This is a genomic window from Acidobacteriota bacterium (assembly GCA_038040445.1).
Taxonomy (GTDB): Bacteria; Acidobacteriota; Blastocatellia; order UBA7656; family UBA7656; genus Onstottus_A; species Onstottus_A frigus.
This window is the reverse complement of record JBBPIG010000008.1, coordinates 23,924-49,773: the sequence shown is the minus strand read 5'-3', so window position 1 is coordinate 49,773 and position 25,850 is coordinate 23,924. Positions and strand designations below refer to the sequence as shown.

At 55.1% G+C, this 25,850-nt stretch carries 27 protein-coding genes; 10 read left to right on the top strand and 17 right to left on the bottom strand.

The window, feature by feature from the left end; translation table 11 throughout:
* The gene (locus AABO57_10645; protein MEK6286189.1) at positions 1–1,299 is read left to right on the top strand and encodes an HD domain-containing protein; all 1,299 of its coding nucleotides are present in this window, start codon (positions 1–3) and stop codon (positions 1,297–1,299) included.
* Between the two features lie 169 nt (positions 1,300–1,468).
* Here the strand turns inward: AABO57_10645 and AABO57_10640 are convergent, their stop codons facing one another.
* The 6 genes from AABO57_10640 to atpD form a co-directional block, all read right to left on the bottom strand.
* A complete protein-coding gene (locus tag AABO57_10640) occupies positions 1,469–3,286 on the bottom strand; it encodes a PEGA domain-containing protein (GenBank protein ID MEK6286188.1) in 1,818 nt (605 codons plus the stop codon).
* Between the two features lie 248 nt (positions 3,287–3,534).
* Positions 3,535–4,251 carry a response regulator transcription factor gene (locus AABO57_10635; protein ID MEK6286187.1) on the bottom strand — a complete coding sequence of 239 codons (717 nt, stop codon included), beginning with the start codon at positions 4,249–4,251 and terminating at the stop codon, positions 3,535–3,537.
* Between the two features lie 45 nt (positions 4,252–4,296).
* On the bottom strand, positions 4,297–5,412 hold the full coding sequence (gene dnaN, locus AABO57_10630) for a DNA polymerase III subunit beta (GenBank protein MEK6286186.1): 1,116 nt from the start codon (positions 5,410–5,412) through the stop codon (positions 4,297–4,299).
* A gap of 277 nt (positions 5,413–5,689) precedes the next feature.
* Complete coding sequence (dnaA, locus tag AABO57_10625; GenBank protein ID MEK6286185.1) at positions 5,690–7,069, bottom strand: chromosomal replication initiator protein DnaA; 1,380 nt, start codon at positions 7,067–7,069, stop codon at positions 5,690–5,692.
* Between the two features lie 284 nt (positions 7,070–7,353).
* Positions 7,354–7,770, bottom strand: a complete 417-nt coding sequence (gene atpC, locus AABO57_10620; protein ID MEK6286184.1) for an ATP synthase F1 subunit epsilon — start codon at positions 7,768–7,770, stop codon at positions 7,354–7,356.
* Between the two features lie 61 nt (positions 7,771–7,831).
* Positions 7,832–9,322 (bottom strand): F0F1 ATP synthase subunit beta, encoded by a 1,491-nt coding sequence (atpD, locus tag AABO57_10615; GenBank protein ID MEK6286183.1) that lies wholly within the window; start codon positions 9,320–9,322, stop codon positions 7,832–7,834.
* Between the two features lie 323 nt (positions 9,323–9,645).
* On the opposite strand from atpD, the gene AABO57_10610 reads away from it, so the two are divergent.
* The 3 genes from AABO57_10610 (at position 9,646) to AABO57_10600 (ending at position 12,439) form a co-directional block, all read left to right on the top strand.
* A complete protein-coding gene (locus tag AABO57_10610; protein ID MEK6286182.1) occupies positions 9,646–10,428 on the top strand; it encodes a ParA family protein in 783 nt (260 codons plus the stop codon).
* A complete protein-coding gene (locus AABO57_10605; GenBank protein ID MEK6286181.1) occupies positions 10,397–11,278 on the top strand; it encodes a ParB/RepB/Spo0J family partition protein in 882 nt (293 codons plus the stop codon). Before AABO57_10610 ends, AABO57_10605 begins: the two co-directional genes overlap by 32 nt.
* 318 nt (positions 11,279–11,596) lie before the next feature.
* Positions 11,597–12,439, top strand: coding sequence for a hypothetical protein (locus AABO57_10600; GenBank protein ID MEK6286180.1), 843 nt, complete (start codon positions 11,597–11,599; stop codon positions 12,437–12,439).
* A gap of 65 nt (positions 12,440–12,504) precedes the next feature.
* Here the strand turns inward: AABO57_10600 and AABO57_10595 are convergent, their stop codons facing one another.
* Complete coding sequence (locus AABO57_10595; GenBank protein ID MEK6286179.1) at positions 12,505–14,208, bottom strand: amidohydrolase; 1,704 nt, start codon at positions 14,206–14,208, stop codon at positions 12,505–12,507.
* A gap of 254 nt (positions 14,209–14,462) precedes the next feature.
* Between AABO57_10595 and AABO57_10590 the strand changes: the two genes are divergently transcribed.
* From AABO57_10590 to AABO57_10580, 3 genes are all read left to right on the top strand, one after another.
* On the top strand, positions 14,463–15,425 hold the full coding sequence (locus AABO57_10590) for a hypothetical protein (GenBank protein MEK6286178.1): 963 nt from the start codon (positions 14,463–14,465) through the stop codon (positions 15,423–15,425).
* A gap of 238 nt (positions 15,426–15,663) precedes the next feature.
* A complete protein-coding gene (locus AABO57_10585) occupies positions 15,664–15,825 on the top strand; it encodes a DUF4160 domain-containing protein (GenBank protein ID MEK6286177.1) in 162 nt (53 codons plus the stop codon).
* Complete coding sequence (locus AABO57_10580) at positions 15,780–16,115, top strand: DUF2442 domain-containing protein (GenBank protein ID MEK6286176.1); 336 nt, start codon at positions 15,780–15,782, stop codon at positions 16,113–16,115. Before AABO57_10585 ends, AABO57_10580 begins: the two co-directional genes overlap by 46 nt.
* A gap of 241 nt (positions 16,116–16,356) precedes the next feature.
* On the opposite strand, the gene AABO57_10575 is transcribed toward AABO57_10580, so the two are convergent.
* The 5 genes from AABO57_10575 to AABO57_10555 form a co-directional block, all read right to left on the bottom strand.
* Positions 16,357–17,508 (bottom strand): hypothetical protein, encoded by a 1,152-nt coding sequence (locus tag AABO57_10575; GenBank protein MEK6286175.1) that lies wholly within the window; start codon positions 17,506–17,508, stop codon positions 16,357–16,359.
* Between the two features lie 16 nt (positions 17,509–17,524).
* Positions 17,525–18,259 (bottom strand): hypothetical protein, encoded by a 735-nt coding sequence (locus AABO57_10570; GenBank protein ID MEK6286174.1) that lies wholly within the window; start codon positions 18,257–18,259, stop codon positions 17,525–17,527.
* Positions 18,211–19,122, bottom strand: coding sequence for an ATP-binding protein (locus AABO57_10565; GenBank protein MEK6286173.1), 912 nt, complete (start codon positions 19,120–19,122; stop codon positions 18,211–18,213). The genes AABO57_10570 and AABO57_10565 overlap by 49 nt, the downstream gene beginning before the upstream one ends.
* 84 nt (positions 19,123–19,206) lie before the next feature.
* On the bottom strand, positions 19,207–20,481 hold the full coding sequence (locus AABO57_10560; GenBank protein ID MEK6286172.1) for a DNA methyltransferase: 1,275 nt from the start codon (positions 20,479–20,481) through the stop codon (positions 19,207–19,209).
* Positions 20,482–20,652: 171 nt separating this feature from the next.
* Positions 20,653–20,856 (bottom strand): DUF488 family protein, encoded by a 204-nt coding sequence (locus AABO57_10555; GenBank protein MEK6286171.1) that lies wholly within the window; start codon positions 20,854–20,856, stop codon positions 20,653–20,655.
* A gap of 101 nt (positions 20,857–20,957) precedes the next feature.
* Here AABO57_10555 and AABO57_10550 point away from each other — a divergent pair, with 101 nt between their 5' ends.
* The 3 genes from AABO57_10550 to AABO57_10540 are packed head-to-tail and all read left to right on the top strand — an operon-like array spanning position 20,958 to position 22,183.
* Positions 20,958–21,464 carry a hypothetical protein gene (locus AABO57_10550; GenBank protein MEK6286170.1) on the top strand — a complete coding sequence of 169 codons (507 nt, stop codon included), beginning with the start codon at positions 20,958–20,960 and terminating at the stop codon, positions 21,462–21,464.
* Positions 21,465–21,468: 4 nt separating this feature from the next.
* Positions 21,469–21,801, top strand: a complete 333-nt coding sequence (locus AABO57_10545; protein MEK6286169.1) for a nucleotidyltransferase domain-containing protein — start codon at positions 21,469–21,471, stop codon at positions 21,799–21,801.
* Positions 21,785–22,183: a HEPN domain-containing protein gene (locus AABO57_10540; protein MEK6286168.1), complete on the top strand. Its 399-nt coding sequence runs from the start codon at positions 21,785–21,787 to the stop codon at positions 22,181–22,183. Before AABO57_10545 ends, AABO57_10540 begins: the two co-directional genes overlap by 17 nt.
* A 187-nt stretch (positions 22,184–22,370) precedes the next feature.
* On the opposite strand, the gene AABO57_10535 is transcribed toward AABO57_10540, so the two are convergent.
* The 5 genes from AABO57_10535 to AABO57_10515 form a co-directional block, all read right to left on the bottom strand.
* On the bottom strand, positions 22,371–22,769 hold the full coding sequence (locus AABO57_10535; GenBank protein ID MEK6286167.1) for a DUF488 family protein: 399 nt from the start codon (positions 22,767–22,769) through the stop codon (positions 22,371–22,373).
* Between the two features lie 107 nt (positions 22,770–22,876).
* On the bottom strand, positions 22,877–23,095 hold the full coding sequence (locus tag AABO57_10530) for a ribbon-helix-helix domain-containing protein (GenBank protein ID MEK6286166.1): 219 nt from the start codon (positions 23,093–23,095) through the stop codon (positions 22,877–22,879).
* 229 nt (positions 23,096–23,324) lie between these two features.
* Positions 23,325–23,669, bottom strand: coding sequence for a type II toxin-antitoxin system PemK/MazF family toxin (locus AABO57_10525; protein ID MEK6286165.1), 345 nt, complete (start codon positions 23,667–23,669; stop codon positions 23,325–23,327).
* Positions 23,656–23,841 carry a hypothetical protein gene (locus AABO57_10520; GenBank protein MEK6286164.1) on the bottom strand — a complete coding sequence of 62 codons (186 nt, stop codon included), beginning with the start codon at positions 23,839–23,841 and terminating at the stop codon, positions 23,656–23,658. Before AABO57_10520 ends, AABO57_10525 begins: the two co-directional genes overlap by 14 nt.
* A gap of 112 nt (positions 23,842–23,953) precedes the next feature.
* Positions 23,954–25,732 carry an acyl-CoA dehydrogenase family protein gene (locus tag AABO57_10515; GenBank protein ID MEK6286163.1) on the bottom strand — a complete coding sequence of 593 codons (1,779 nt, stop codon included), beginning with the start codon at positions 25,730–25,732 and terminating at the stop codon, positions 23,954–23,956.
* Between the last annotated feature and the right edge of the window lie 118 nt (positions 25,733–25,850).

Below are 25,850 nucleotides of genomic sequence, written 5' to 3'. Positions count from 1 at the left end.
TTGCCTCAACGAAACTATCGCGATCCGCTTCACAACATCATTTCGTTGGACGAGTCTGCTTCCGAAGACCGGCTAATGGTCGACTTGATAGACTCGGCGGAGTTCCAGCGGCTGCGCCGGATCAAGCAGCTAGGTCTCGCGATGTTCACTTATCAAGGCGCGGAGCACAGCCGCTTCACTCATTCGATCGGCGTGATGCAGGTCATGACTCGCGCGCTGAAGCTGCTGGGCTCGCATCACCCGATTAGCGACGAGGCGCGCGTCGCCGGCCGGGCCGGGGCGTTGCTTCACGACCTCGGGCACGGTCCCCTCTCGCACGTGGTAGAGAAGGTATTTCACTTTCATCACGAAGACTGGACGCGGCGTATAGTTCTGGATGAGGCAACCGAAGTTAACCAAATCCTCAGCAGCTTTGATCGGGAGCTTCCGGCAAAACTAGCTTTGCTGTATAAGCACAGCTATTCGCCGGCGTTTGTCTCGCAGCTAGTCTCTTCGCAGCTTGATTGCGATCGGATGGATTACCTTCTGCGCGACAGCTTGATGACCGGTGCGAAGTACGGAATGTATGACCTGGAATGGGTGCTGCACGCGCTCAGAATAGATGAATCGCGCGATCAAATCTACGTAGAGTCGAAAGGTCTGTATGCAGTAGAGGAGTATCTGCAGGCGCGTTACTACATGTTCCGACAGGTCTACTTTCATCGGACGCTGCGATCGGCGGAGGCCGTGTTGATTTCGGCGCTGAACCGGGCGCGCACGCTGATCGAGCGCGGCACTCTGGGGTTTCGTATGCCCGGTTCTGTGTTTGAGAAGATGCTAACAGGGCAACAGGTCGGCACTCGCGAATACCTGCAGCTTGACGACACCGATGTGATGTTTCGGCTCAAAGAGTGGTCGCGCGATGACGATGAGATACTCGCGGACCTGGCGACTCGCCTGATACATCGCAGGTTGTTCAAAGCGATCGACCTGGCGGCCACCGTACCAGAGAGCTTTTGGATAAGCGCGGGTGAGATTGTTCGGCGAGCAGGCTTTGATCCGCAGTACTATCTGATAACCGATCGGGCGACCGACGTTCCATACTACGGTGACTATTCCACCGTGGGCGTTGACCCAAAAAGCCTGATCTACGTTGAAACCGGACCGCAGTCCTCCATACGGGAAATAAGCGAAGTCTCAGAAGTGGTTCGAGGCATGCGCGGCTATCGCATTGATCGCGTCTGCGTCCCGGTCGAGGTAGCCGACGAGATCTCGCTTCTCATAAGTGCACACGCAAGCGAGGCGCGAGGCGGCGGGTAGCCACCTCCTTATTGGAATGGAATCGTTTTTTAGATTAATGGAAGCTTGAGCGCCTGTTCGATTTCGCTCGTTCGTCACCTCGAAGGTGACGCGAACAACTATACTCGAGATTTTCGCGTGGTCAATTCCCTGTGCGGGTAGCACCCAGGCCAGCCGGATGTATGGATGTTCAGTTCTTGGATGGCGAGTATGCCTGCTTATAACGAGAAAGCGTTTCGCGGAAGCGCTCAGCATCGGTTCGCGCGACCTTAAACCTTTGGGAGCCCTTCTGAAACTGAATCGTCATCTCATCTTTGGTTGTGCGCACCTCGACGCCTGCAATGCTGTATGAATAGGGATGCTCTCCATCATAACGGACGCCAGTGGAGTTGATCGTTATCGTTCCGCTGCACGAGCCGCCGAGAAACCCGTGCAGATGCTTTGCCGGTATCGTAAGAGGCGTGGGTTCAGCGGCCTTTTCGCGCTGCTTCTTTTCGATTCGCTCTATTTTGTCCTCGAGCGTCGCTACTGAGTATTGCGTGCTGCCTCCCAACTGGCGGGCTTCCTTCCATCGCTCGACCGCTGTTGCAGAGTCGCCCCGCTGGTACGCAATATCGCCGAGTGCCGCTAGGGAGGAATGATAGGGGTCGGCCGGGCTATGCGGAACTTTGAGAAAATAAGACTCGGCCTGATCTAGTTGGCCGATTCTCATGTAGGAACGCGCTAGTGCGAACACGACATCGGGCGTCCCTCGTCCGTTAAAGACAGCATACTCGAGGTCAAGAATTGCGTCGTTGAAGTTTTCTTTGAGGTAATGGTCAAGTCCCCGGACACGGCGGGCATTGGCATCGGCAGGCTTCGCAGCTTCAGGTGCTCGAGTGCTCTGCAGCTCGCGGACGCGCGCGCGAATCTGTTTATCCTCGCGAAACAGTTGAGCGACCTGATCGAGTTGTTTGATTCCGGCCTCGACATCACCACGCGCATAAGCTTGCTCACCCGCCGCCGCCAGCTTCTCTTTCACCTGATTAAGAATCTGGCGCGCCTTGTCGTTCTGGCGATCGATGGCCAGCGCCTGCTTTGAGTAATAGTAAGCGCTTGCGCGAGGGGGATCGGTCAGGCGGCCGGCTTGGAGCGCTTCATCGGCCTTGCGCACCATCTCGCGAACTTCGCCGCGCCGCGCCAACAGTTGGGTTTCAAGCCTCGCAGCAGCCGCGCGCGCCTCTTCGTCGCTCTCGTAGTAATCGACCAGGAAGGCGTATATCTCCTGGGCCTGAGCATGGTCACCACGCGAGAGCGCGGATTCCGCCGACTGGTGCGCCGTCTTGCGAACACGTTCGCGCATTTCCAGAGCAAAACTATTGTTCGGATCGAGATTAAGAATGAGATCGGCGTACTTGCGCGCGCTGCCATCATAAGGCACCCCGTAGTTGCCTCGCGCCAGGGCCTCTTCTGCTTGCTGCTGATACTGTCTGATAGCTTCTTCAGCAGGGAGCCCAACTGCTTCCGATGGCGGCACCGGCTTGAGTTTGAATTCGAGCGACGCGGATTCGGCAACGGTTATCGTCTCCACGACCGGTTCAAACCCTTCTTTGGCGATCGTCAATGTGTATGTCCCAATCGCCAACCGTTCGAGCTTGACCGGAGAATGTCCGTAGTCTTTTGAGTCGAGTCTGATCTCGGCGCCGGACGGCACCGTAAGTATGACGACCTGATCAACGGTCGAAGGTTTCTTGGTGACGAGATATATACCAGACGCAGTCAGCGCTGTGAGCATAAGCGCAGAAACCAACGCCAGTACCCACCATCGATTTCCCGTCGAGGCGTCTGGCGCGTTCATACCCGCGGACGCGGTCTCAATGTCAGAGGTAGGGTGATTTGCGTTGACCGCGCGCGCGGCCGCCTCTGTTGAATCACCTGCGCTGGAACCCGAGGGTGTATCTGTCGCCCCGATGTCTGCGGCGTCGTGGTCGGGTACTCTGCCTTGAATAGGACTGCTCTTGCCTAACATCGTCCGCTCGTCAAAAAACCAGCCGGCGTGGTGTCGGTCACCGTCTATCGCGCCTTACAAGTCGTGTTTACCCAACAGATTCTAGCAAACCGGGGCTTCCTGCGTCTCAAAAGCTACGCTAAGGATACAGTATCGGACTAGGAGCAGCAACTTTCGTACGAGCTTTCGTCTGTGCGAGCTTCGCGGCGTCTTTAGAACCGGAAGGGGGCCGCCAACGAGAACTATCTCAGCCGTCGAAAGCGCGTCTTCTAATCTGATGATTGGGCGTCGTTGAATTTGTAGCCAATGCCCCAGACGGTTAGAACATACTTCGGTCTCTTAGGGTGCTCTTCAATCTTGGTTCTGAGCCGATTGACGTGAGGATCGATATTGCGCTTGTAGCCCTCGTAGGCGGTATCCCAGATAGCGTTGAGCAGATCTTGCCGCGAGTATACCTTGCCCGGAGCGGACGCGAGCAGCTTGAGAATGTTGAACTCGATTGGCGTTAGGACGACCTCTTTACCAGCAACCCTGACCTTGTGTTTCCCGAAGTCGATCTCAAGCTCACCGCGTTTAACAATGCTTTGCTCCGGCTGTTGAGTCGCAGATTGGCTTCGCTTTTGCAGCGCCTCGATCCTGAGTTCGAGTTCACGAGCACTGAAAGGCTTCGCGAGATAATCGTCGACGCCCACACTGTACCCGGCTTCTTTGTCTCCAATGGTGGCCTTTTCGGTGAGCATTATTATGGGTGTCGTCACGCCCTTATCCCTAAGAAGCCGACATAATCTTACGCCGTCTATGCCCGGCATGACTACATCAAGGATTATGACATTGGCTTCTGAAGAGAGCGCGGAATCGAGTCCTTTTATCCCGTCTACGGCTTGAATAACATCATAGCCTCTGGCGCCGAGATAGTCCGCGACCATCGTACGGATCGACTTGTTATCATCGACTATGAGAACTCTTTTGCCCGGGCTTTTGGACATACCGTCATGAGTTGCGGCTTGCATGCGCCGCGTCACGAAATCAAATCAGAGCAGGCGCATTGGCATGACCACGTACTTGTAATCCGCTTGCCCGTCCCCAGATGGCCGCAACAAGGCGGGGCTCTGTTCGTCCTTGAACTCGAACAACACTTCGTCTGTGCCAACGACGCCGAGGAAATCCAGAACATATTGAGCGTTGAACCCGATGCTCAGGTTGTCGCCGGTATAATCCAGAGGTATCACTTCCTTGGCCTCGCCCACGTCAGCGCTTTGTGATGTTATACTCAGTTTCCCGCTGGTAAGATCGACTTTCACTCCGTGACTTCTCTCATCGGCCATGAGTGCTACGCGCCTTATAGCCTGACTCACCCGATCTACATTCAAAGCGATCGACTTGTCATTGTTCTTTGGCAAGACAAGGTCGTAGTTTGGAAACTGTCCGGCCAGCATCCTCGATGTGAGATAGCGGTTCTGTATCTCAAAGTATAGGTGATTTTCGTCTCTAGATAGCTCGATCCCTCCTTCCGCACCCGCCGTCAGCTTGGCAAGTTCGATCAGAGCCTTTTTCGGAATTATCACCTTCAAATGTTCAGAGCCGTCCTCAGCCTTGTCGACATCGGCAGCGGCCAACGCCAGCCGGTGACCATCAGTCGCTACCATCTGCAGCCTCCCTTCACCGAAAAGCAGAAGGGATCCATTGAGCGCGTATCGCGATTCCTCCTGAGTGATCGCAAAAACAGTCCGGTTTATCAGGCTATGAATCACTGCTGCCGGAATTGTTACTCCAGCCTTGTCTGCCCGAGGAGTCGACGGGAAATGTTCCTTTGCCTGACCTACTATCCTGAATTCGGATGAGGCACAAAGAATTCTGACCCAGTCGTTGTCCTCTTTCGCGAAGTTTATTTCCGCGTCTGGCAGGTTTCTAACAATTTCAAACAGCTTTCTCGCCTGCAGAACGATTGACCCCGGTCGGACGGACTCTGCGGCGCACTCCGTCTGAAGAGACACGTCCAGGTCTGTGGCAACCAGCGAAATCGTAGAATCGTTCGCGGTTTCGATCAGGACGTTTGACAGTATCGGAATAGTGCTTTTCTTTTCGACTATTCCCTGGAGAAGATTTAGCTCTTTTAAGAGAGCATTCTTTGAAACGGTGAATTGCATGGTGCACCTCTTGTGTGAGTGTTGGTGCTTCAGGTACTGCTACAAGACGAAATCATGAGTAATATTCTTAGTATTAGTAATAGACCCTGTGCAAAAGTGGATGTCCTTATGTATCTCCCGGAAATGAAGGGGGCTACCCAGGCACCACACATGTGGAAAGCCATGTGGAAAAGATATCAAGAGTAAGGAGGCTCGATTGATGGTCACATCGACACCGTCTGCTTCGATACGTCCTCAGCTATCTGAATAAGGCAAGCTGTGGAAAAAGATGGATAACTCATTTAAAATCCGCGATTAGGTTGTTAATAGCCTTGTGGAAATCCGGATCATTCCCGTAAAGCTGCGCTATCTTGTTAACGCTGTGCAGCACAGTCGTATGGTGCTTGCCGCCAAACTCGCGTCCGATCTCCGGAAGACTAGCCTTTGTCAGCGTCTTGCACAGGTACATTGCGACCTGCCGCGGGACCGCAATCTTCCTAGAGTTGTTCTTCGATTTTAGGTCCGCCACCTTGAGCCCATAGTGCGCAGCAATGGTCTTTTGAATGAGTTCAACCGAAACGCCGCTCGATTCCTCTGCGATTATTGTGCGAAGGACCTCATGTGCCAGATCGAGGTCCATGGGCAAACCCTTAAGTGACGCATAAGCGGTGAGTCTGACTAGAGAGCCCTCCAGTTCCCTTATGTTTGATTTGATTTTGCTGGCGATGAATAGAGCTACGCTATCCGGGAGGTTGATCTTGTCCAGGTCGGCCTTCCTTTTCAAAATGGCGACCTTAGTCTCGAGATCGGGAGGCTGGATGTCGGCTATCAGGCCCCATTCAAATCTGGAATGCAGACGCTCTTCTAAGGTCGGAATCTCCCTGGGCGGGCAGTCGCTCGAAATAACGATCTGTTTCTGGGCATCATACAGAGCGTTGAATGTATGAAAAAACTCCTCCTGTGTGCGCTCCTTACCTGCTAAAAACTGGATATCATCCATGAGGAGCACATCGATGTTCCGGTACTTGTCTCTGAACTTGATGGTCTTGTCGTATCTGATAGCGTTGATCAGTTCATTCATGAAACGTTCAGACGATAGGTAGGTCAAGCGCAGGCTCTGGTTTCTTTGCTTTATCGCATGTCCAATCGCATGCATAAGATGAGTCTTACCAAGGCCGACACCTCCGTATACATAAAGCGGGTTGTAGGTCTTCGATGGCATGTCGACGACTGCCAGGGATGCAGCGTGCGCAAACTGGTTGCACGAGCCAACGACGAACGTATCGAAGGTATATTTTGCGTTGAGAGGAAGTTCTACGGGCTCGCTCTCTAAAGCCCTAACGACTCCCGCGCTGAAACCCTGGTCATTCGCCGGGAACGAGTTCGATCTGGATGGACTATCGCTGAGTGTCTCCAAACGAGACTCCACCGGCTGTGTCTCGGCGATCGTGAACCTCAACTGGTAAGCGTCGAGATCGAGCTCATGAAGGGACTCCTCGATGACATCAAAGTAGTTATTGGTTATCCAATCTCGGAAGACTTCGTTTGGAACGCCCAAATAGATTGTTGAATCGTCCTTCCGCGCTGAAGAGACGGGCTTGAACCACATATTGAAGCTCTGTTGGTTCACCCGTTTTGAGATCGCGTGGAGTATCGATGAAAGCAAGTCAGCATGCATTGTAGGGGCCAGTGGTGGCAAGGTGCCAGTTGAAGACATAACGCGGAACCCGCTGCCAGGAACGAGTTTCAAATATCACAGCTCGCGAAACCCTGTCTCGTGGCGCAGCAGCACCAAACCGACAGCATTGGCTCTCGCAAGCGGAAGCCCTTTTTGTTAAGAGTCGATCTCTGACGATTGAAAGAGCCGGATCAAGGACGGCGAAGATTAACACAACGGGCTCGAAAAACTCAACGACTATAATTTGGTAATGAACCACACCGTGCAAGGCGTCACACGCGCTCTCATCGTGACCTCTGCGCGATTAGCAGTTCTACAGAGGCGCGCTCTAGTTCGACGGCAGCACCTGCGATGTCGGCACCGGGATCGGCCAAAGCGCGTTGCATCTTTTGCTCGGCTTGCTCCTTGGTCATCAGTGCCCGAGAAAGATCGATATCTTCGGGGCGAGTAGCTTTGTTCGCAAGCACGGTTACGCGGTCGGCGCTCACTTCGACAAACCCGTCGCTTATTGCCATCTCGCCGATTTCGTCAGCTATGTGGTACGTCAATAAACCGGCGGGCTTTAGTAGCGACACCAGTTCGGTGTGTCCGGGGAGTATGCCGAGCTCCCCATCGAGACCTGGAACCTCCACGCGCTCGACATCAGCCTCGAAAACCTTGCGCTCTGGAGTTACAACCTCAAGGTGAATTCTTTGCGGCATGCACCCTCTCTCGATAGCCTACTGTTAGCCCAGGTAAAGAAACGAAAGCAGTATCCTCGCGTCACATAGCCCGCGCGCGTTCGACGGCTTCGTCTATCCCCCCCACCATAAAGAACGCCTGTTCTGGGAGATCATCGTAATTCCCCGAAATTAGTTCTTTGAACCCGCGTACAGTGTCTTCAAGCGCTACGAACTTGCCCTTCTTGCCGGTAAACTGTTCGGCAACGTGGAAGGGCTGGGAGAGAAACCGCTGAATCTTTCGCGCGCGCGCAACCGTCAGCTTGTCCTCCTCGGACAGTTCGTCTATCCCGAGAATCGCAATGATATCCTGCAGATCCTTGTAGCGTTGAAGGATACGCTTGACCTCCTGCGCAACATCATAATGGTCCTCTCCAACAATCCTGGGATCGAGGATCCTGGAAGTGGAGGCTAGCGGGTCCACGGCTGGATAAATGCCCAACTCGGCAATCTGTCGGGATAGTGCCGTTACCGCATCGAGATGTGCAAACGTTGTCGCGGGCGCTGGATCAGTGTAGTCGTCCGCCGGAACATAGATCGCCTGCACGGACGTGATAGATCCGCGCTTTGTCGAAGTGATTCTTTCCTGCAATTCTCCCATCTCGGTTGCGAGCGTTGGCTGATAACCTACGGCCGAGGGCATGCGCCCCAGTAGAGCAGAAACCTCGGACCCCGCCTGTGTGAAGCGAAAGATATTGTCTATGAACAGCAGGACGTCGGTTCCGGCTTCGTCCCGGAAGTACTCGGCCACTGTCAACGCTGTCAGCGCCACGCGGAGGCGGGCGCCGGGCGGTTCGGTCATCTGGCCGTAAACTAAGGCAGCTTTGGACTTTGGAATCGCGCTCATGTCTACGTGTTTGAGGTCGAACTCACCAGTCTTTTCCATATGCTCGTAGAAAGACTCTCCAAAGTTAACGACTCTGGATTCCACCATTTCGCGAATAAGGTCGTTTCCTTCACGGGTTCTTTCGCCGACACCCCCGAATACTGAGAAGCCGCCGTGCTTTAGAGCCACGTTGTTTATGAGCTCCATTATCAGCACGGTTTTGCCTACGCCGGCCCCCCCGAACAAGCCAATTTTACCCCCCCGGAGAAATGGCTCCAAGAGATCGATGACCTTGATCCCGGTTACAAACATCTCGAGTTCGGTTGATTGATCCTGAAACGGCGGCGCGTGGCGGTGTATAGGATATCGTTGATCCGAGACGACGGAACCCAGCTTGTCAACCGGCTCGCCGATGACGTTCAACACCCGACCCAGGGTCGCAGGCCCAACCGGAACCGTTATTGGTCCCCCAGTATCCACTGCTTTCATACCTCGTATGAGGCCTTCGGTCGGCTCCATAGCGACGCAGCGGCACCGCCCCTCCCCCAAATGCTGCTGGACTTCAACCGTGATGCTTATCGGCTCCGGAACCTCGAAGCCGTCGCTCACAATTCGTAGAGCCTGATATATCGAGGGGAGTTCCACCTCTTCAAACTCAACGTCTACGACCGGACCGATTACCTGTAAGACCCTTCCCTCTTTCGCCATTTCTTTTCTATCCCCTTAGCCGGGCTTAACCCGGTAAATATCCTTCCTTATGAGCGCCTACTCGCAAAGTATTACCAAAAAGCGAATTAAAATAGCACAGCCGACCGAGCTTTGCCACTCATTTCTAAGATTTTGCCCTCACCTTGCCATTCTAACCACCTAAACGGAACGCCACCAGCCTCCTAGAGCACCAACAGTTACCCACAAGTTAAATAGGAAAGGGTTTCACGTGAAACACTGAAGCAGTTCTGAGCTTCGTTATCTACCACCAGATTCGAGGTTTTCGTTTGGAGGACGGGGGTTTTGTGATATCGTAACGCTCGATGGCGCGCATAATAGCGATTGCGAACCAAAAGGGAGGCGTCGGGAAAACCACGACTACCATTAATCTTGGCGCGACCCTCGCCGTCGCCGATATGAAGGTGCTGATCATCGATGCTGACCCTCAGGGCAACAGCACCAGCGGTTTAGGCCTCAGGGGGAAATCCCGCAGAAGCCTCTACCACTCGCTGATAATGAACGAACCGCTCAATGATATAGTCCTGGACACCGAGTTGCCGAATCTCAAGATTATCCCGTCCGAAAAGACTCTGGTTGCGGCCGAGATCGAACTCGTAGACCTCCCGGATCGCGAATTTAAGCTAAGAGCACTGCTCACTCCTTTCGCTCTGAACTTCGACTACGTGTTGATCGACTGTCCACCGAGCCTGGGGCTATTGACTTTGAATGCCCTAGCCGCTGCAGATTCAGTGCTGATCCCAATTCAGTGCGAGTACTTCGCTTTGGAGGGCGTATCCGAGTTGTGGGATACTCTGGTTAGAGTTCGCAGAACCATAAACCCCAGCTTGACCGTCGAAGGGTTTCTGCTGACGATGTTTGACGAGCGGACGAACCTTTCTGCGCAAGTGGTGTCTGACCTCAGAGATTTTCTTGGATCACAGGTCTTCACGACCATCATTCCCAGAAACGTCAGATTGGCGGAGGCCCCCAGCCACGGCAAGCCGATCATCCTCTACGATATCAGGTCAAAGGGAGCAGAGAGCTACGTCAGACTAGCAAAAGAGGTGATAAACAATGTCAAGAAAGGCGCTGGGCCGGGGACTTAACGCGTTGTTCGCGCAGGTTTCACCCCTCGGCCAGGACTTCATGGAGTTAGATATAGACCGGATCGACCCGGCAGATGCCCAACCACGGGGTGTTTTTAGGGAAAACAAGCTTGAGGAGTTAGCGCAGTCGATACGACATAATGGGATCATCCAGCCTCTTGTTGTTAGGCCCCTCGGCGACCGGTTTCAAATAATTGCCGGAGAACGGAGATGGCGTGCGGCCCAGCGAGCCGGACTACATAGAGTACCTTGCCTCGTTAAGGAGATCCCGGAAGAAAATGTTTGGGAGCTTTCCCTGATCGAGAACATTCAGCGCGAAGAACTCAACCCGATCGAAGAAGCAAATGCATATAAGAAGCTATTGGAGAGCAGGGATCTCACGCAGGAAGACCTGGCCCAGCGCGTAGGCAAAGACCGGTCTTCGATAACTAACGCTCTCCGGCTCTTGAAGCTACCGCTCGAAGTTCAAAAAATGGTCGAAGAAAACAGGTTGTCAATGGGGCATGCCCGGGCCTTACTTTCAGTTGACGCAATTGAGCAACAAGTCTCACTTGCCGGAGAGATAGTAACCAAAACGCTCTCGGTTAGGGAAACGGAGCAGCTTGTCAAAAGAGCACAGGGCGTGTCTTCCGGTTCGACCCAAAAAAGACTTACTGTAAGCAATAATCCCGAGGTGGCAAATGTCCTCGCGGCTGAAACGAAACTGAGCAAGAGACTCGGCGCGCCGGTTAAGATAAAGCTGGCCAGAAACGGGGGGATCATAGAAATAAGATTCTCCTCGAATGACGACCTCGCGCGATTGTTTGACTCCCTGGTCCGGACGCACGCAGGGACCCCTCAGGGAGGCTGAGCCGGATCAACTCGGCGTCAAAAGTCGTTGTCCGGCCTCATGAACGAGCACGTCGAACAAGCGACGACTGAGAAGACGTTTGGTGGTATATATCACGGGTCAGCAGAAAGCACGAGCCTCAATGCTGGCCGGACTCAGTAAGCTGGCCGATCAGAGACGAGATGACGGGCTCGACAGACTCCGCATTCTTTTTTTGGTTTCAACCTTTCGTACGCGCCGTTTTTCCTGTATAAATACTGGCCTCAGAACTTTGGTCACTCTGCCACCGTAGATTGGCCTGAGTTCCAGAGCCGAATACCCTTGTCAGGAGAACTAAAGATGCAGTCACGAAAGCTTATGACCCCCCTGCTCATCGCCGTGCTGGTGACCCTCTCAGCGGTCGCATCAGCGGCTTCGTCTAACAAATCAACTAATCAGCCTGCTCAAAACAAAGATTCACTGTCGGGCAAGTACGAAGGCGTCGCCAAGAGCGAACAGATGGGCGACATTCCGCTGACCGTCGAGATCAAGAATGACAACGGCAAGCTCTCGGGCAAGATCGACACCCCACAGGGCCCGGCCGCGATCACCAGCGGTACCTTCGACAACGGCAAGATAGTGATGAAGTTCGATGCCGGCGGAAATGAAGGCACTGTCACCGCGATGCTTGATGGCGACAAGATCAGCGGGAAGTGGGAGCTCGGCGGCCAGGGCGGCGCCCTAGAGCTGAAGCGGGCGGCAGTGGGTGCTACTCCAGCTGCTCCTGCTGCTCCAGCAGCTGCTCCTGCTGCTCCTGCTGCTCCTGCTGCTCCTGCTGCTCCTGCTGCTCCAGCAGCTGCTCCTGCTGCTCCTGCTGCTCCTAAGATGGAGGCAGCCCCGGCGGCCGTCCCTGGCGATCCCATAACTGGGGAATGGGAGGCGACCGCTGACGCGCAGGGCACATCGATCCCCTTCACCCTCAAGCTCAAGCTCGAAGGCGACAAGGTGACCGGCACATCCGATTCTGCGCAGGGCGCGGCGCCTCTGAGCAAAGGCACGTACAGCGCGGGCAAGATCAGCTTTTCGCTCGACACGCCAAACGGCGCAATCGGAATGACCGGGACCGTCAAGGACGGAAAAATCGTCGGCGATTTCGATTTTGCGGGTCAGATGACCGGCAAGTGGGAAGCGAAGAAGAAGTAGGCATGGGCCGTCAGGACTGAGGACTGAGCAGGACGACAGGTCGTTTGCTCAGTCCTCGGGTTGGCTCAATTGGCGCCGGCTTCATAGGCCACGTCGCCGCCGATCACTGTCATCACGCACCGCGTCTTCAATATCTGAGGCTCTGCGATCTTCATGATGTCCGCTGACAGAACGGTCATGTCGGCGAGCTTGCCTACTTCAATCGATCCCTTCAGCTTCTCCTCGAATGCAGCATACGCTGCCCAGATCGTGAACATCTTCAAAGCCTGCTCGCGCGACACGGCTTGCTCGGGATGCCAACCCTCACCCGAGTAGCCTTTTTGGTCCTTGCGGGCGACGGCGGCATAAAACTCGATCATCGGCTCCCCGCGTTCCACCGGCGCGTCGGAGCCGCCCGGGATAATCGACCCCGACTTGATGAAGCTCTGCCACGCATAAGCGCCTTCAGGCCGTTTCATTCCCAGCCGGCTAGGCGCGAAGTGCAGATCTCCAATCGCGTGCGAAGGCTGCATGGAAGGAATCACACCGAGCTTTGCGAAGCGCGGGATATCGACGGGACTGACGATCTGCGCGTGCTCGACTCGCCAGCGCGGCTCGCGAATCTTGCGCTGTTCAGGCGGGACTGCCTTGAAAGCTTTCTCGTACAGATCAAGAATCGTGCGATTGCCTCGATCTCCGATGGCGTGAGTTTCAACTTGAATTCCCTGACGGAGCGCCTCAATGAACATCGGCAGTAAGGCATCTTCTTTAGTAGTAAAAAACCCCGAAGTGTTTGGAGCGTCCGAGTAGGGCTCGAGCAAAGCCGCCCCGCGCGATCCCAGCGCGCCGTCCATATACGCCTTGATGCCTCGCACCGTAAAGTGATTGTCGAAGGCCCCAATGACTGGCCCTTCGGCGAGAAGCTTTTGCGCGCTCGGTCCGGGGCCGCTCACCGCGTCATAAATGCGCAGTTTGATCTTTCCTTCGCCGAACAGCTTCTTGATCAGCTCGACTTCACCAAAGCTGTTTCCTGGGATCTGCACCTCGCACCAACCAAGCTCGAGGCTTCTTTTGATCCCGATAAGCAGAGCTTGCTCATCCTCGTCTTTAGCGCTACGCGGGACGTGCATCGACACCCGTCCCTGCGCACTGTCGATCAACATTCCGGTTGGCTCCCCGGTCTTCGAGTCTTTCAAGAACTCTCCGCCGAACGGATTGGGGGTGTTCTTATCTATGCCCGCCACCTTCAGTGCTGCGCTGTTTGCTATCGAGGCGTGCCCGTCGGCGCGAGTAAGAGCAACCGGGTTGTTCGGCGAAATCTTGTCGAGATCCCCGCGGGTTGGAAACACCGGCGGCTTCCAAAAAGTTTCAATCCAGCCGCGGCCGGTAACCCACTCACCTGGCTTCGCTCGATCGACCCGCTCTTTGACCTTGGCGAGAAACGCCTCGAGACTGGTGATGCCTTCGAGGTTCAGGTTCATCTCGCGCGCGCCAACTCCGGAGAGATGATAATGCGAGTCCGTCAAGCCAGGCACAACCGTATTGCCTTTGAGGTCAACGACGCGCGTGCCCTTGCCTTCGTAAGCCTTCACGTCCGGATTCGAGCCAACGAAGATGATCTTGCCCGCTTTGACCGCGACGGCTTCGGCGTGCGGCCGGCGATCGTCGACGGTGTAGATGTTTCCGTTCTTGAACACGATATCGGCTGCTTCTGGGGCGGCCTCGGGTTTCGCGCTTACGGATGCAAGCAAGAGCAGCGCTGCGATTAGGGCGAGAGCACTGGCTTTCATGTTCGTCACCTTTCCGTTGTAGTTTGTGCGCGCGAGCACTTTTTCACAGCCGTCTAAGACCGTCAAGCGAGAGCGGCGACCGTTCTGAAATCCGATTCCTCGATTATCACGACAAATTTCACAGTCTAAGCCGGCGGGCGCCTTCGGTTGGCGGGGCAACGGTAGGGCTGTAGTCAGCGCATCAGGTAAGCGTGTATGATCCCCAACTGCATGGACCGTTCGCCTCTGGCTCATCACTATAAGGAGGTCCGACGATGTGGCTCACACTCACTCTCATTCTGTTGACTAGTGTTTCACCGTTGTTCGCTCAAGACGCGGACTTGCTTCGCCGTTTTGACTACGATAAGAACACGAAACTCGACGTCAAAGAAATCGGGGTCGAGCGACGAGGGGACATCGCCATCCACGACATCTCCTACGCGAGTCCAAAAGGTGGGCGCGTTCCCGCCTACCTCGTCGTGCCGAAAGGCGCAGGCCCGTTCGCCGCCGTGATCTGGGGACACTGGTACTGGGAGAACTCGCCAATGCGCAATCGCAAAGAGTTTCTCGACGAGGCCGTGGCGCTCGCCCATTCGGGTGTTGTCTCATTGCTCACAGACGGACCTGTAGCGCGTCCCGGTCACGTAGAGAACCGCGAACCTCTGAACGACCAGCAAGCCGATGACCTCGTGCAGCAGATCGTAGACATGCGGCGCGGCGTCGACTTGTTAATTGCCCGCAAAGACGTCGACCCGAAGCGCATCGCATACGTCGGGCACAGCTACAACGCGACGGTAGGTGGCTTCCTCAGCGGCATCGATAGGCGCTTTGCAGCGTTTGTGCTGATGGCCGGCGGCCTCTCAGATGAAGTGGACATGAAAGCGAAGAACTACGAGGAGTATCGCCAGAAGATAGGCCCGGAACGGTTCGACGCTTTTATAGCCAAGTACACCTGGCTTGATCCCGGCAAGTTCGTGTCTCACGCAGCGCCAGCGGTGGTCTTCATGCAGTACGCGACCGAGGAAAAGTATCTGACGCCGGATGGAGCACGGCAGTACGCGGCAATCGTGAGCGAGCCCAAGCGGTTCAAGCTGTACGACGCGCCACATGCGTTGAACGCCGAAGCCCGCCGCGACCGCTTGGCGTTTTTGAGTGAACAACTCAACGTGAAGCCACTGACTGCTGCACAACTCGCGAGCATCCTCGATCTGTATCAGCCGCCCGAACCGAAACAGTAGGGCCAGCACGTCCAATACCCCCAACAGCAGAGATTGTGTTAAATCCCCCCAACGGCAGTTGGGGAATCGTTCATGCACAGCCTACAGGAAAGAGCGGAGTTCCTCTCCTTTGGTTTCTCTCCCGCGCGCCCCTCGCGGCGCGAGGGGCGCGCGCGAGAGGAACTCCGAAAGCCTCTTGTGCGCCGCTGGTGTAGGCTGTGGATGAACAATCCCCCGACTGCCGTCCGGCGGTATTTGCGTGATACTGTTTAGCGACCTTAGCGTGCTGCGGGGTACGTTGCCGCGCCGCGCGATGGCTTTGGTACTTGAGTGGGCGGCCGAGCATCGTGAAGAACTGATGGAGGATTGGAACCTATGCAGTCAACTGCAAACCCCGAGACCGATCGAGCCTTTGAAGTAGCGCCCGAGATCAGTCACACCGTCCCCTGGCGAGTGACTTCGGTGACCGTGTTACCGAACGAGCAATTGCAAGTGACGTTCGTCGATGGCACGTCGGGGAAGGTAGATATGCGGGAGTTTCTCAGTAGTAGTAAGGTCGACGGCACAGTCTTCGAGCCGCTACGCCACCCCGCCGTGTTCGCTGGCGCGCGAGTCGTCATGGGCGCGGTCCAGTGGCCCGGCGGCGCTGATCTCGCGCCGGACGCGATGTACGACGCAATTCATGAGAGCGGCGTCTGGGTTCTGAATTAATATGTGTCACAAGTGTTTGCTAAGACTGCTTCAGCGGCCACGCTTTCCTCAATCCAATCAATGGATGCTCTCCATCTGAAGCGACAAAACCGCCTGGCTTCTCTCAGCAAGCAATGAAAGTGAAGCCACTCACCGCTGCACATCTCGCGAGCATTCCTAATCTTTGTTAACGGCCCCGCGCCAAACCAGTAGCCAGCGAGGGCTCGGCGGCGAGAAGGGGCAGTTCTCGCGGAAGGAAAGCTTAGGCGTTGTCTTCTTCCTCTGAATAATATTCTCTTCTTCGCGCTTTGATTAGCTCCAGGCTAGCGCGCAAGAAGTTCTCATCTAAAGCCTCAGGTGTCACCAAATCCACCTGATCAGAGAATAGCTGGCGTACGACAGATCGATAGGCCAGTCGCGCCTGTCTACACCGCCTTCCTGGAGCTCTCTTTTCTCTTGGTGGACTGTTTCGCGTGACGTCCATAACCAAGTGTAACATCTTGTAGGTGCCTTGCTTCCAAGGACGCTCGAATTCAAAGATGGTTATGCCGCGCTCTGGGTCAACGTGCCAGTCCTCCTCTTCTAAAACTGCGGCAATCGTCTTAGGCACGGACAGCTCAAAGAAACTGTCGAAGTTTCCCTGCTGGAGCGCCGCCACGTCACCGTAACCAGTGCGAGCAGCCAGTGCCTCGCCGAGTGTTGTATCATCGGCGAGATTACTTTCAAGACACTCCTGCAACTCTCGCAAGTAGTCCTCACCGATATTGGGTGGCCCGATTTGAGTCGTAAACATCAGGCTGAATCCACTAAGACTCTGCGTAGATTGCCGCGGAACTGTAGACACGGGACGTCGCTGCCATTCGAAGACCTTGCGAAGCGAGTTGATAACTCTACCTGGTAAGGGGTCGTTAGGCTTAAACAGGAATTCCTCCAAGTCGAGGTTGATTACATCGAAAGGGAAAAGTCTGATGAAATCACGGCGCTGCCCGAGCCGTAGTTGGCGGCGGCGGGTGAGATACTCATCTAACTCTTCGCGGCGTGCTTCTAAAACCTGAGAATCTGCTAGCACTGTTTCCTCGTCTGGGTCTTCCATAAGAACTATGGTAGTGAAGTCCCCGGGGAACCCATTAGCCCCAGGGATTCTCTTAAGAGTCTCGGCAACAGATTCAGGGTCCTTGTCAAAGAATGCGACGGTGTCGAACCTACCGTCGCTGGACACCCTGATTACCTTTTCAACGTCGAGCATCAACACGTCCACCGCCCCCACCGCGCAAAACGTAAAATATCGCAGACGCCTAAGGGATTTTGGCTTACTCGCCGCCGAACGAACAAATCTTTGGCGCCTCTTGCACGCTGGCAGCCACCCCTCCAGCCTGACATAGTGCTTTAGGAGATCATCTTCGTACTTGAACATTCCGGTAGTTATCCCGTTACCACTTAGAGAGTAAATCGAGCAGGAGTCTCGTAAATGCAGAACGTTGCTTGTCGCGAGTTCTCTCCCGCAGAGCGACCTCGTAAATAGTTAGCATCGCGGCAGCAAGCTGCCGGTTGGGACGCTTTGTCTCTAACTCATCGACACGCGGCAAGACAACTTCCATCGCGTTAGGTTTGTCTACTATCTCGACTGTTGGCAACTCATCTGGTTGAGCTTTCGCCCGCTCACGTACCTTGACGGGTGAATTCACAACGTTAGCAATCGTCGCGGCCAGCCGTTCTTCACGGGCTTGTTCTCTTGTAATCTCTCGATCTAAGGATCGGTCCTCAATCTTCCTATAGACTTCAGGAAACACTTCTTCTCGAAGCACCTTGTGGACATAGTTTTGAATAGCCCGAAACTGAGGATGAAAGCGGTTGAAGCTATCTCGGTCGATGTTCAGAGCATCCTCTAAGCCTTCATCTACGAAGATCTCACCAGTGAGCCAGCGGCTTCTCGGACCTTCGTTGAATCTATAGTCCAACATTGAGGGATCGTAGTACCCGATGCTGACGTTCTTGATCCTGATTAATATGCCACGGAGTTCGTCGGGTTTGATGCTCAATCCCTCATGAACAAGGATGTACCCGTGGAACGTAAGGTTCTTGCCATAGATTTTGACGTGCTGCGATTCTATCGCCTTTATCGTATATCCCCCAGGGTTGCCGCGAAGCCTGACTGGTTTGAACAACTGTCTCCCATCCACAAACACTCTAAACCTGTAGCCTTCAAGCTTGACTTGCTCATCCGCAACGAGCTTGCGCGGCAGTGCTTGCTCGCCAAGGTGAGCGGGCATGACGCCGATAACTCCCATAGTAGTTTCCAATAGTCTCCGAGCTCCTGTAATGAATGGACGGACGAAGCAATTTTTAGAGCCTTGGACCAGTCGAGCGGCGGCGGTTTGAATTTCTCAAACTTCAGCGACTTCTGAAATGTATCCACAAAAGTAGGGTGAACGTCGTCGGCCGTTATTCGCGTTCCTCTCTTATAGGCAGCTTCGTCGTAGTCTTCGAACGAGTACTCTCCGATATCAACTTCTGTTATCGTTTGCTGCCCGCTCTCGTCGGGCTTAGGTGCAGTCTCTGACTGCGCCTCCTTGACCTCGACCTCCTTAACAAGCTCGCTATCCTTTCTGTCGAGGCGCTCCTTTAGCAAATCGTAGAGGCGTACGCTCGCTCTGAACCCGTTTCCGTGACTAGGCTTGGAAACAATGGTAAACGCACCGCAGATTTGAGCTATACCCAACAACCCGATTCCCAACCTGCCAATAAGGGGGCGGTCAAATGGAAGAGGCTCGGGTTCGGCTGCTGTTCTTTTCTCGCTGTTCCCGACGCCTCCTTCCATTAGGTTCTCGAAATCCTCTCTAGTGAATCCTGCTCCGTTGTCCTCTACGGACAGTTGGTAAAATAAGGGGTAGTTTGTATTGATGCGAACAACGGTAGCACCTGCGTCCCAAGCGTTGCTCACCAGCTCGCGAAGGGCACTGGCTGGGCTTCTGTAAAGACCTCGACTAAGGTGTGCGAGTGCTTTCTCGTGTACTTTGATCTTAGCCATAGTGTTCTCCCCCCTCTGCGCTAGCCAGCAGTGATCCCGTCGGCACGGTTTCTTTTTGTGCGCTCCCGACACGCGAAGGAATCTTCACTTTTCAAGGATGAGAAGCCATTCATAGTTGGAGTTCTGCCGTCCCGTTGTTCCCCTGAGCGGCCTGAGCCTAACCGCCTCTATCTCGCGGAGCCCGACACCCTTGGATGTTGCTATTCGTGAGAGTAGCTCAGCTGTCTTGATCTGAATCGAAAAGAAGGAGGCCTGGTCTCCGACAATGTAGGCGCACCTGCCACCTAAGCGCAAGACGCGAGCAATGTGCTGGAAGTGCCAAAACATTCCCCCAAAGTATTCTTCTACTACGCGGCTGTATAGCTTGGCAAAGCCATGGGAATGGTTCTGGGCCTCTTCGCTAATTCTGTCTACAAGACCCCGAACACTGCGGAATCGTGAGATGTCTTTGTACTTATTGTCTCCCGAATATATGTTGCGCGTGCAGCAACGCAGCAATCTCTGCTTAATAGTTCGAATGTCCGCTTTCTCAGAAACAAAGCCACTGAAGATCAACTCAAGCCTTGTTAGGCGAGTGTAATCATGTTCTGAAGGGTAGGGAGGTGAGGTGACCACGAAATCTAACGAGCTATCTCGTATGGTATTTAGGCCGCCGTTTACTGAATCCCCCAGAGAGACGCTAGATGAAGGAAACGCGCGGCACCCCTGGCGCAGTTCATTCAGAACCGAAAGATTCGCTTGCACTCTTTCTTTGAATAGACCTATCACGTCGACATCTCGCCTTCTTACTGCCCTGTAAATCTCAGGTCCGTACCGCATATTGCTAATCTCGGGCACTAACAAATCAAGAAGAGACGTCAGCAGGAACCGCTGAGTTCGAGTATCTCCGACGCGTTCATTGATCACAGTCGTAAGCAGCAGGGTTTTGAGCGCAGGGCGAGGGCTCATCCAGCCGCGCTTCAGAATACCCGACTCAATAAGAAATCTTCCAGCGGTCGTTCGCTCGAACAACGGATGCTCAAGTGGTGAGTAGTACTGGTTTGTTCTCTTTCGTAGTCTATAAGCCCGGAGATAAGCTGCATACCTGCGATCAAATGCTTTGACGATGTCCTTGACCGACTCTTCGATTCGGCGGGCCCCTATGCCCCAATCCAGCTTGGCTTTGGAGATCAAAACACAGACCGGATTCGCGTCGAACCCGATTGAGTCGATACCTCTCTTCTTGCACTCGACTAGTGTCGTGCCGGTCCCGGAAAAAGGATCTAGGACAGAATGTCTCTTCGAGGCGCCAAGGCGCTCAAGTGTGCTAGCGACAAGGTCGTCGTCAAATCCCAGTACGAACCGGTAAGCCTTGTGCACAGTATTCGCTCCCAATGATTGGAAGCCGCATTGTACTGTAGGATCGCTTGGATTGGAAACATCTGCTATCCAACAGCGTCACGACGGTTGTCTCGTTAGTCGCATAGTTGGTCATACAATGCTTCCGTCCCGAAGCATACGCAGACTGATGCAGGCAAGCGTGCTGCGTCTCTAAACGTCCACTGCGCATTCGATCAATTCATGCAGTATCGAGCGATGGCAGGCTAACTCGTTCTCGCAGTAACACCCTATGCTCAACGGAGTAGCTCTGGCTAACTCGGCCAAGAGCTTGATCGCCTGTTGCGCGTCGGTCTTCTTCATCTCGGCAATGTAGCGCTCTCTAAACTTCGACCATCTCGCTTGCTCGCTCGGCACTCACGGCTCTTCAGCCACTTGAGCAACGCGGAACTCGGGGCTAGCAACGGAAACCAGACGTCGAAGTAGTTCAATTACGCATAGTCTTCTTTCATCAGATTGTGGAAGTATCGGGTGAGCTGAAGAAAGACAAGACGGCAGAGGTCAGCACCGCGAAAAGTCTGTGGGTTCCAGCGGTCAACAATCATCGCGAGTTCGAGCGATGGGACTCCATTGAAATTGACGATCCGTGGAACGCAAAGCATACTATTCGCGAGTCGCTGAAAACAGCGAGAAATGACCATCGAGCTACCACAAAAAGAGACAGTCTGATTTTTGCCGGCGTTGGGGCATTGTCAGACTCGATCTCTTTGGCTCGGCACTTCGCGATGACTTCTGACCCGACAGCGATATTGATTTTCTCTATACACCGGGCCCGGGTTTTCGCAGAGATCGAGCGTACGGTCCGTGGCTCAGCAACAACATGGCTGACGAACTTTCTGCATGAAGACACGATGTTGATCTACTGCAGTCGCCGCGTCAGAGGGCTGAAAATTCCCGACAACATTGAGGTCAAGAAGATTCCCCGAGACCTGCTGGCCAAGTGCGCCTTCGAGGAGGGAAAATAAGACCGTGGTACAAGTCATCGCAGATGAATCCGTTCTTCAGGAAATGGTCCGCAGGCTGGTCGAGGCCATCGATCCTGACCGCATTATCCTCTTCGGCAGTAGAGCTCGCGGGGATGCCAAGCCCGACAGCGACGTCGATCTCCTCGTGATCAAGGACTCGTCGGAGCCCCCCCACAAACGGAGCATTTCGGCTTACCGGGCGCTGGGCGGCCTCTCCACGCCGATAGACATTCTCTGGCGAACGCCTGAGGAGGTCGAAGAGTGGGCCGGGGTCCGGAACTATGTGACTACCAGGGCAATTCGGGAGGGTAGGGTACTCTATGAAAAGCGATCTTGACCTGGCGAAAGCCCTTGCCCGAAAGGCCGAAAACGATCTCAAGATTGCTCGCATCGCATTCGAGCACGATGCCCCTCTCGACATGGTTGCCTTCCATGCCCAGCAAACGGCGGCGAAGATGCTGAAGGCACTGCTGGCGTCGCGAGGCGTCGACTACCCGCGGACGCATGACCTGCGCGCGCTGATCAATCTGGCGACAAAAGAGGCGCCCGAACTGGAGAGATTCCGCGAACGGCTGCTTCCACTAAACGCTTACGCAGTCGAGATGCGCTACGACGACGCACTCGATCCCGATTCCGAAGAAGTCTCCAATGCCCTCTCCACCTCCGAAGAGCTTCGTGATGCAGTTCTGGACCTACTTCCGCCGGAGGCTCGCCCGTGAACCTTGCCGAACAGATAGGACGTTGGACGTCGCTTCGTGCCCCTCAGCACGAGTCGCTCGCGCGGTTTCACGCAATTGCAGAAGCGGTCGACTTCAAACGGAGCAGTCTCGATGACATAATCCGCGGTTTATCCACATGCTGACCGCACGCAGCGCACTTCGTAGGGCCAGCAAGCCGGCCGAGCTTCTAAGCGTCCGATGCGCGTTCGATCAACTCATGCAGTATCGACCGATGACAGGCGGACTCGTTCTCGCAGTAACACCCTATGCTCAACGGAGTAGCTCTGGCTAACTCTGCAAGAAGCTTGATGGCCTGGCGCGCGTCGGTCTTGTTCATCTCGGCAACGTAGCGCTCTCTGAACTTCGACCATCTGGCTTGCTCGCTCGGCCAGTCGCGGGTCTTCAGCCACTTGAGCAACTCTGAGCTTGGGGCAAGCAACGGAAACCAGACGTCGAAGTAGTCCAATCGCGCGTAGTCTTCTTTCTTCACCCCGCGCGGCAGAAAGCGCACTGTGCCGACTCGCAAGCCCTCGCCCCGTTTCCGAGGCGAACCGACTTGAAACGTCCCGAGATGTGTCGCACTCATGCCAAGCACCCTGGCCGACTTCGTAGTTCGATCCTTGTTGTACAAGCCCGCACACATGCCGTGCGTGACAAAGGCGGCGAACAAGACGTTGGTATCGAGGAGGACTCTCACGAGACGAGATTGAAGACGTCTTCGTCGGTATAGATGCCCCGTGCCCGAGCCTTGGGAACAAGCTGCTCGCGTAGCGCGCGGAACCTCTCCAAGGCGATTTGTCGGCGAACCGCCTCGCGCACTACCTGGTTTCGGCTCTTGCCTGTGCGCTTAGCGAGAGCATCAAGCTCTTTGCGAATTGAAGGCGGCAAACTCACCGTAAACGTGTCGCTCATGACAGTCAAAGCCTAAAGGCAACCGGCTATGCGGTCAAGCGGAGCGTCGCAAGAAAACGCTGGCTGTTCGTACTTTGACCACCACTCCGTAATTGGCATCATCGCTCTTCCAGCATGAACTTGATCTTGGCAAGGTATTGCGCCAGATCGGTATTCAGCGCGACTCGAGTGAACAGTTCGTAGTTCATCTTCTCTTGTAACTCCAAGCGCCAAGATTCGAGTTTCACAGCTACGTTTTTAGCCCCGCTGCTATGACCGCACAGAGTTGTGTCAATGCCTCAGCCACTGCGCGAGCGTCTTCAGGGTGCAGCCGGCCGATTCTGCGATGAACCAAACGGCGATCAATCGCGGCAAGCTTAGTCAGGCGGACAGTCGAAGCTTTCGGTAAGCCAACCGCTGCCCAATGAACTAATGCGATATCCGACGAATGCCGTGCTGCTTGAGTTGTGATGCGTGCCAGCAATACATCTGCGTCCTCGCTAACGAGCACCAATCCGGGTCGGCGTTTGCGTCCCTGCAAGTGTGAAAATGGAAACTCCAGGAGAACGATGTCGCCGGCGTCAAATTTGATCATAAGCCTCATCGTCGGCTGAGTCGTCTTCGAAGAAGTGTTCGATTGCCAATCGCTGCCAATCGAGGTCCTCAACGCCACGACCGATCAGTTGCGGCAAGTCGCTGTAGAGTCGAAACCGGTCCGGCAGCGGCAGAGTTTCAATCGCGTCCTCGATCTCTTGCAACGTTTTCATTAGGGTTACTCCCAAGTTCAATTTAAGTTCAATATATCACGACCGAAGCCGGCGCAGGCCGCCTGCTGCTGCGCTGCACGTCGCAGCGGCGCTCCGAGAGCCGCTTCGATAATCAACTCAAGAAATACCTGCCGGTGTTGATCACCGCGTCGGCGATGCGGCGGCGGGCCGCTATCGACTTCATCGGAGACCGATATGCAAGCTCACTAATCGACGCTGCACACTTCTCATCTTCGATCTCGCTCGCGACCGCGCGAGCCGCGCTCTCAACTCGCAAAGCTGCGTCGCGAGCGAACACCCGAATGATGTCTGCTTGCACGCGGCACTTCTCGACGCCGCGATCGTTCAACAGGCGCTGTGTCCGCAACAGCGCGCTCTCCATCGCGTACACGTCGATCACCATATCGGCGATCAGCGCGATGACTTCTTGCTCGTTGCGAGCGCTCTCGCCATAAGCCTGGTTGGCGGCGGCGATCGACGCCAGCGTCATGGCCTTGGCCGCCTTCACCAGCAGCAGCTCATCGCTGAAAGCGACGTTCGCGCGGGTCATATTCAGCGTGTCATCAGCAGCGCGGCCCAGGTCAACGGCGCGCTCGGCTTCTTCAAACAGCGGCAGCTCGCCGGCGGCCGCGCGGCGCAGCAACTGCGTGCCGATCACGATTCGATTGATCTCGTTGGTGCCTTCGTAGATACGCGCAATGCGCGCGTCTCGATAAGCGCGCTCCGCAGGATAGTCCTTCGAGTAGCCGTAGCCGCCGAACACCTGGACCTGTTCGTCGACGACATAGGCGAGCGCCTCGCTCTCCCACACCTTGATGATCGAGCACTCGATGGCGAACTGCACGAGAACGAGGAGCACTTGAGCTGGGTCGTCTTTGTCTACTCGCTCGAGAGCTTCGTCGATCATTCCAAGCGTGCGGTAGAGAATCGACTCGCCGACGTAAGCGAGAGCAGTCATTTCGGCGAGCTTGCGTTTGATCAAACCGAAGTTGGCGATCGGCTGGCCGAACTGGTGCCGCTCTTTGGCATACTGAACCGACTGCTGAAGCGAAAGCTTCATCGTGCCCACCGATCGCGCGCCCAGCTTCAATCGCCCGATGTTGAGCACGTTGAAGGCGATCTTATGCCCGCGGCCGATCTCGCCTAACACATTCTCGACGGGCACGTGACAGTCTTCGAGCATCAGCGCGGTCGTCGAAGAGCCGTCGAGCCCAAGCTTCTTCTCTTCGTGCCCGCTGACCAGACCCGGCCCGCGTTCGACCAGAAATGCCGTGAACTTTTCGCCGTCGACTTTGGCGAAGACGGTGAACAGATCAGCGAAGCCGCCGTTGGTGATCCACATCTTCTGGCCGTTCAGAATGTAGTGCCGCCCGTCGGGCGAGAGCACTGCTTTGGTCTTGGCGGCGAGCGCGTCGCTTCCCGACTGAGGTTCGGTCAACGCGTACGCGCCGATCCACTCACCGGTAGCCAGCCTGGGGAGATATTTTTGCTTCTGCTCCTCGGTGCCGAAGAAAACGATGGGCAGGGTGCCGATGTTGACGTGCGAGCTATGAGTCCCGGCAAATGAAGCCTGAAGCGCGAACTGTTCGCCGACCACCGCCGAGCTGACTTTGTGCAATCCGAGCCCGCCGTATTTCTCGGGTATGTCGATGCTCAGCAGCCCGATCTCGCCAGCCTTCCGCATCAGCTCGCGATGAACCTTGTAATCCTTCGCGTGGATCTCGTCTTCGCGGGGAACAACCTCTTTGCGTAGAAATTCTTCAGCGGTGCGCCCGAACATGCGTTGCTCTTCGGTGATGTCTTCCGGAGTGAAGATGTCTTCAGGGGCGCGGTCCTCGATTAGAAAGCTGCCGCCCTTCGGCGAGGGCGATTGTTTGGGCTGGCTGGCCATGGCTACCTCCTGCTTTGAGAGATTATGACAATACCATTCATCAAAAGTGGAGGTCTACCCAGTGCAGGCATCCCTGTCTGCGCTCCCCGGATGTTGGCCGAACTACGAACACGTTGAT

What these genes read in the sequence shown, in the direction of transcription:
- AABO57_10640 (MEK6286188.1), bottom strand. Translation starts at nt 3,286, where the DNA reads ATGTTAGGCAAGAGCAGTCCTATTCAAGGCAGAGTACCCGACCACGAC.
- AABO57_10635 (MEK6286187.1), bottom strand. Translation starts at nt 4,251, where the DNA reads ATGTCCAAAAGCCCGGGCAAAAGAGTTCTCATAGTCGATGATAACAAG.
- dnaN (MEK6286186.1), bottom strand. Translation starts at nt 5,412, where the DNA reads ATGCAATTCACCGTTTCAAAGAATGCTCTCTTAAAAGAGCTAAATCTT.
- dnaA (MEK6286185.1), bottom strand. Translation starts at nt 7,069, where the DNA reads ATGCATGCTGACTTGCTTTCATCGATACTCCACGCGATCTCAAAACGG.
- atpC (MEK6286184.1), bottom strand. Translation starts at nt 7,770, where the DNA reads ATGCCGCAAAGAATTCACCTTGAGGTTGTAACTCCAGAGCGCAAGGTT.
- atpD (MEK6286183.1), bottom strand. Translation starts at nt 9,322, where the DNA reads ATGGCGAAAGAGGGAAGGGTCTTACAGGTAATCGGTCCGGTCGTAGAC.
- AABO57_10610 (MEK6286182.1), top strand. Translation starts at nt 9,646, where the DNA reads ATGGCGCGCATAATAGCGATTGCGAACCAAAAGGGAGGCGTCGGGAAA.
- AABO57_10605 (MEK6286181.1), top strand. Translation starts at nt 10,397, where the DNA reads ATGTCAAGAAAGGCGCTGGGCCGGGGACTTAACGCGTTGTTCGCGCAG.
- AABO57_10600 (MEK6286180.1), top strand. Translation starts at nt 11,597, where the DNA reads ATGCAGTCACGAAAGCTTATGACCCCCCTGCTCATCGCCGTGCTGGTG.
- AABO57_10595 (MEK6286179.1), bottom strand. Translation starts at nt 14,208, where the DNA reads ATGAAAGCCAGTGCTCTCGCCCTAATCGCAGCGCTGCTCTTGCTTGCA.
- AABO57_10590 (MEK6286178.1), top strand. Translation starts at nt 14,463, where the DNA reads ATGTGGCTCACACTCACTCTCATTCTGTTGACTAGTGTTTCACCGTTG.
- AABO57_10580 (MEK6286176.1), top strand. Translation starts at nt 15,780, where the DNA reads ATGCAGTCAACTGCAAACCCCGAGACCGATCGAGCCTTTGAAGTAGCG.
- AABO57_10575 (MEK6286175.1), bottom strand. Translation starts at nt 17,508, where the DNA reads ATGTTCAAGTACGAAGATGATCTCCTAAAGCACTATGTCAGGCTGGAG.
- AABO57_10565 (MEK6286173.1), bottom strand. Translation starts at nt 19,122, where the DNA reads ATGGCTAAGATCAAAGTACACGAGAAAGCACTCGCACACCTTAGTCGA.
- AABO57_10540 (MEK6286168.1), top strand. Translation starts at nt 21,785, where the DNA reads ATGAAAAGCGATCTTGACCTGGCGAAAGCCCTTGCCCGAAAGGCCGAA.
- AABO57_10535 (MEK6286167.1), bottom strand. Translation starts at nt 22,769, where the DNA reads ATGAGTGCGACACATCTCGGGACGTTTCAAGTCGGTTCGCCTCGGAAA.
- AABO57_10530 (MEK6286166.1), bottom strand. Translation starts at nt 23,095, where the DNA reads ATGAGCGACACGTTTACGGTGAGTTTGCCGCCTTCAATTCGCAAAGAG.
- AABO57_10525 (MEK6286165.1), bottom strand. Translation starts at nt 23,669, where the DNA reads ATGATCAAATTTGACGCCGGCGACATCGTTCTCCTGGAGTTTCCATTT.
- AABO57_10520 (MEK6286164.1), bottom strand. Translation starts at nt 23,841, where the DNA reads ATGAAAACGTTGCAAGAGATCGAGGACGCGATTGAAACTCTGCCGCTG.
- AABO57_10515 (MEK6286163.1), bottom strand. Translation starts at nt 25,732, where the DNA reads ATGGCCAGCCAGCCCAAACAATCGCCCTCGCCGAAGGGCGGCAGCTTT.